The organism is Bradyrhizobium acaciae, from assembly GCF_020889785.1.
Classification (GTDB): Bacteria; Pseudomonadota; Alphaproteobacteria; order Rhizobiales; family Xanthobacteraceae; genus Bradyrhizobium; species Bradyrhizobium acaciae.
Map to the genome: position 1 here is coordinate 1 of NZ_JACMYK010000282.1, position 2,617 is coordinate 2,617.

The following is a 2,617-nucleotide window of genomic DNA, read 5'->3' on the forward strand; positions in this document are numbered from 1 at the left end:
CGCGATCGAGCAGCTCGAAGTCGCCCGCAATCAGTCGCTGCAGGAGGCCGAGATCGCCGCGCGCGAGGAGGTCGAGCGCGCCCGGATTGCGTCAGACCGCGGTCTCGACGAGGCCCGCATCGGCCGCGAACGCGAGCTGCGCAAGCTCGAGGTCAACCGCGAGAAGGACGTGGAGACCGCGCTGATGGAGAAGGCGATCGCGCTGCATCAGAAGTCACTGGAAGAGTCAGCGGCTCGCGCTGCCGCCGAAGACGCACGGATTCGCGCGACGGAAGCCGCCGAGCGCGTCGTTACCGCCCGCGAAAGCGAGATCGCAAAGCGGCGCAAGACCGTCGAGGTGCTGCTGGCCGAAAAGCAGGCCGAGGAGACCAAGATCGCCGCCGACGCCGAACGCGTCCGCGCCGCGGTCGAGGCCGAGGCCCAGCGCCTGCTCAACGAAGCCGAGAACGTGCTGACCGACCAGGCGCGCTACTCGCTGTTCCGCCGCAAGCTGCTCGACCGGATCGAGGGCATCGTCCGCGAGAGCGTCAAGCCGATGGAGAAGATCGAGGGCATCCGCATCCTCCAGGTCGACGGGCTCAATGGCAACGGCAATGGCGGCGGCTCGGGCCGCAGCGCCACCGACGAGGTGATCGACTCGGCGCTGCGTTACCGGGTGCAGGCGCCGCTGATCGATTCGATCCTGTCGGACATCGGCGTCGAGGGCGGCAGCCTCGCCAAGATGCCCGGCCTGATCCGCGAAGCGCGCGACATGCAGGGCATCAAGGATTCCGCACGCAAGGGCAGCGGCGAGGCCAAGCCGGCGGCGCCCGAGGGCGGCGAACCGCCGCGCCCCGAGCGCACGCCGCGCAAGAAGGACTGAGCGCACGCCATGGCACGGGTTTACGTCTCCACCGTCGTCAATGCCCGCAACGACCGGGTCTGGGCTCGGGTCCGCGATTTCAACGGGCTACCGAACTGGCACCCGGCGATCGCCGAGAGCCGGATCGAGGGCGGCGAGCCCTCCGACAAGATCGGCTGCGTCAGGGACTTCCGGCTGCGCAACGGCGATCGCATCCGCGAGAAGCTGCTCGGGCTGTCCGACTACGACATGTTTTGTACCTATTCGATCCTGGAATCACCGATGGATGTCGAGAACTACGTCGCGACCCTGCGGCTGACGCCGGTCACCGATGGCGACCAGACGTTCCTGGAATGGACCGCCGAATTCGACTGCGCGCCGGAGCGCGAGGCGGAGCTGGTCAACAATATCGGCGGCGGCGTGTTCCAAGGCGGTTTCGACGCGCTGAAGCGGGCGTTCGGGGGCTAGCGGGATGCATAGGTCAGATATCACCGAGCGGACGGTCCACCTCTCCCCCTGTGGGAGAGGTCGGATCGCATCGCATGATGCGATCCGGGTGAGGGGTTGTGGTCCCCCGTGGGACCTGAGCCCCCTCACCCGGCGCTGCGCGCCGACCTCTCCCCGTTGGGGAGAGGTGATACGCGCGGCCATATCGATGCCAAAGCGAGATATTGGACGTTGACCGTGCCGCATATCGTCAAAAGCACGATCCTGGATGCACCGACCGATGCGGTGTGGGCTGTGCTGCGCGATTTCAACGGCCATGACCGCTGGCATCCGGGGGTTGCGACCAGCGGCATCGAACGCGCGCAGCCGTCCGACAAGATCGGCTGCGTGAGGCGCTTCAAGCTCAAGGATGGCGCCGAGCTGCGCGAGCAGCTGCTGGCGCTCTCCGATCTGGAACAGAGCTTCAGCTATTGCCTGCTCGATACGCCGATCCCCATGTTCAACTACGTGGCGCATGTCCGCCTGTTGCCGGTCACCGACGGCGACCGCACTTTCTGGCACTGGGAATCGCGCTTCACGACGCGGACTGAGGATAGGGATCGCATCACGCAGATGGTCTCAGAGGACATCTACCAGACCGGCTTCGACGCCATCCGCCGGCATCTGAAGGGGGCCGCGTAAGCGGGAGGACATCATGCCAGTCACGGTGAAGACCTTCACCAGCAGCCAAGACGCCGCGGCGGCGCTGTCATCGGATCGCAGCGCCCGCTACCTCGGCGGCGGTACGCTGGTGATGCGGGCGCTGAACGAGGGCGACGTCACGATCTCGACCGTCGTCCGCGCTAGCGATCATGCGATGACAAGGATCGACGCCACAGGCTCGCGGATCACGCTCGGCGCCGGCGTCACCTTCGCGCGCATCCTAGCCGATCGCGATCTCGGCTTCCTGCATGCACCTGCCCGCTCGATCGGCGGACCAGCGGTGCGCAATATGGGCACGGTCGGCGGCAATCTGTTTGCGCCGGTGCCGTATGGCGACTTCACCGTCGCGATGCTCGCGCTCGATGCGGTCGTGTCGGTGCAGGGCGGGCTCGGCGGACGCGAGATCGGAATCGAAGAATTCCTGCAATCGCGCGACCGGCAGACCGGTACGCTGGTGCTCGCGATTTCCTTTGCCAAGCCCGGCAGCACTGAGGCCTTCCGCTACCGCAAGATCGCGCGGATCAAGCCCAAAGGCGGCGCCGTGATCACGCTCGCTGCGCATCTGCCCCTCAACGGCGGCCGCATCGTCGGCGCCCGCGTCGCGCTCGGCTCGATGGCGCCAACGCC

General features: G+C 67.0%; 4 protein-coding genes. All 4 read left to right on the forward strand.

Annotated features, from left to right (window positions below; all coding sequences use genetic code 11):
- A partial coding sequence (locus tag H8A92_RS40180) for a flotillin family protein (RefSeq protein ID WP_274613598.1) occupies window positions 1-862 on the forward strand: 862 nt, incomplete at its 5' end.
- Window positions 863-871: 9 nt separating this feature from the next.
- The gene (locus tag H8A92_RS40185; protein WP_229200770.1) at window positions 872-1,309 is read left to right on the forward strand and encodes an SRPBCC family protein; all 438 of its coding nucleotides are present in this window, start codon (window positions 872-874) and stop codon (window positions 1,307-1,309) included.
- 216 nt (window positions 1,310-1,525) lie between these two features.
- The gene (locus H8A92_RS40190; RefSeq protein ID WP_229200771.1) at window positions 1,526-1,969 is read left to right on the forward strand and encodes an SRPBCC family protein; all 444 of its coding nucleotides are present in this window, start codon (window positions 1,526-1,528) and stop codon (window positions 1,967-1,969) included.
- Between the two features lie 13 nt (window positions 1,970-1,982).
- Window positions 1,983-2,617: FAD binding domain-containing protein (locus H8A92_RS40195; RefSeq protein WP_229200772.1), on the forward strand; the 635-nt coding region annotated here is incomplete at its 3' end.